The 1,616-nt window shown below is 29.1% G+C and carries 1 protein-coding gene; it reads right to left on the bottom strand.

The genetic code is table 11. The features are described 5' to 3' along the window. Positions 1-121: 121 nt before the first annotated feature. Positions 122-1,513 (bottom strand): ISNCY family transposase, encoded by a 1,392-nt coding sequence (locus AZI32_RS16970; protein WP_242865319.1) that lies wholly within the window; start codon positions 1,511-1,513, stop codon positions 122-124. Positions 1,514-1,616 lie beyond the last annotated feature (103 nt).

The following is a 1,616-nucleotide window of genomic DNA, read 5'->3' as shown; positions in this document are numbered from 1 at the left end:
TAATTATTAGCACCAGCTTTTCTGGTGCTTAAATTTTCCCCAATAATAGCGCATACACTTATTTTTGGGTATGCTTAATAAACATTGAAAGTTCTCATTTCAAAAATTTATATTTTATTAATTAGGCTATTAATTTTTGGCGATGAGCCTGTCTTTTGCAGTATTCATTAAATGATGATTGCTTCCATGGATGATTCATTGGAGGTATATACTTTTTCTTCGGAACTTTAGGTGTTTCAATAAAGTCAAAATTCTTTGATGATATAGAATGCTTGGGAATTAATTTTAATGAATATACTTGATCTTTTATGCTAATGTATAGTTGATTATCAAATGAATTAATTACAAGACCCGAGATCCCTTTATGATAGTGTACAGCTATTCCATGACTGTTTGTTGGAATATAGTATTCATTTTTATACTTTATACATGAACCATTATCTATTTTTCTTTCAGCTATAACTGCCAATATTAGATTTATTTTCTCAATATCAGGTTGTGTTTCAAACACAGATTTGATATTATCAATTTGTAAAGCAAATTGATCATTGAATTCTTTTATGTAGGAGTTTAAGAATTCGTTAGCTTGTTCAATTGTGCATATACCAGCTAAGCGAAACTCGATTGGTAGTCTAGATTGAAGAGTTTGAAACATACGTTCAACTCTTCCCTTAGCTTGAGCAATACTACTAGTTTGAATTTCAATGCCAAGTTGTTTGCAAGCATAACCAAATTGAGTAAATGTATCTTCTTCGATAGAAGGGGATTTTTTTTGTTTATATTCAAATACAGTTCGTCTATCTGTTAGAAACTTATAAGGAATACCGTAGGTTGTAAGTATTTGATGTAACACATTATAGTAGCCATTTAAAGTTTCTTGAGCATCAAAATAAGCACCTACAATAGTCCCAGTAGCATCATCTACAGCAATGTGCAAATGAGATTTAGTAATTCCAAACCAATTATGTACAGATGCATCCATTTGTAGTATTTCACCTGAATAAGCAGCCCTAGAGCGTCTAGGATGAGCATCTTCAATATTAATTAGAGTATTTTGAATAAAATTTATTTCTTTGTTTGTTTTAGCTGATTTTTTCAATTCTTTTAAATGATTAGTTAAATTTTTCTTTGTTGTTTTTTTAGCCTTCGGCGATAGAATGAATGATTTAGCTAAGATATTTCTAATGGTAGATGGAGAAACATTTATATCTTCAAATTTAGATAAAAGCTCAGAATAATGTGTTAAATTAGAACCTTCATATTTTGTACGATAAAGATCTACGATCAATTGCTTAGTAGAATCATCTAAAGTATGTACAGGTTTTCGTCCTTTGTTACCATGAACAAAGAATTCTTTACCGTGCTCTTTATAACCTTTTATTAGTCTATTAATATGTCTTACAGTACAACCTAAAGAAATAGCAGCCCTTTGTTTATTCCCATTAGTATCAACCAATTTTTTAATTATATTGTATTTAGTTTCTTCTTTCATATTTAAAATTACCTTTCTCATTTGTCACCTCAAATTAAAGTCATGAGGTTTATTATACTATATTTTAAAATTTGAGGACATAATCACATACGTTATAATAAGACATTATCAAAAATCAATCAGA

Source organism: Clostridium sp. ATCC 25772 (assembly GCF_001573875.1).
GTDB lineage: Bacteria > Bacillota > Clostridia > Clostridiales > Clostridiaceae > Clostridium_J > Clostridium_J senegalense.
The sequence above is the reverse complement of the archived record's forward strand: the minus strand, read 5'-3'. Positions and strand labels throughout refer to the sequence as shown.